Consider the following 698-nt stretch of genomic DNA (forward strand, 5'->3'; position numbering starts at 1 on the left):
TCCACCTGCCGCACCTTGGCCTCGGTCACTTCGAGCGACGTGCCCACCGGCGTGGTGAAGCCGACCTGCGTCTCGCCCAGGTCGGCGTTGGGCACGAATTCCGTGCCGATCAGCGGCACCAGCGCAAAGCTGCCGAAGAAGGTCACTGCCGCGATGATCGCGGTCGCCAGCCGGTGCTTCAGCGCCCAGCCGAGCATCGCGGCGTAGCCGTTGCCGAGGCGGTCCATGCGCGCCGAGAACCAGTCGAGCATGCGGCCGATGGTGCGTCCGTACCAGCTCGTCTTGTTGCCGGTGCCGTGCAGGTCCGGATCGTGCCATACGGAGGACAGCATCGGGTCCAGCGTGAACGACACGAACATCGAGATCAGCACTGCCGCTACCACAGTGATACCGAACTGGTGGAAGAAGCGCCCGATGATCCCGCCCATGAAGCCGACCGGCAGGAACACCGCCACGATCGAGAAGGTGGTGGCCAGCACCGCCAGCCCGATTTCGTTGGTGCCGTCCAGCGCCGCGCTGCGGTGATCCTTGCCCATCAGGTTGTGGCGCACGATGTTCTCGCGCACCACGATGGCGTCGTCGATCAGCAGGCCCACGCACAGCGACAACGCCATCAGCGTGATCACGTTGAGGGTGAAGCCGCACATATACATCACGCCGAAGGTGCCGATCAGCGCGATCGGCAGCGTCAGGCCGGT

The 698-nt window shown here is 65.5% G+C and carries 1 protein-coding gene; it reads right to left on the bottom strand.

What is annotated here, in order from left to right:
* The coding region (locus tag J8I82_RS37860; RefSeq protein ID WP_209765759.1) for an efflux RND transporter permease subunit at window positions 1-698 on the bottom strand (698 nt) is incomplete at both ends.

Origin of the sequence: Cupriavidus consociatus (assembly GCF_017814975.1) — a bacterium.
Taxonomy (GTDB): domain Bacteria; phylum Pseudomonadota; class Gammaproteobacteria; order Burkholderiales; family Burkholderiaceae; genus Cupriavidus; species Cupriavidus consociatus.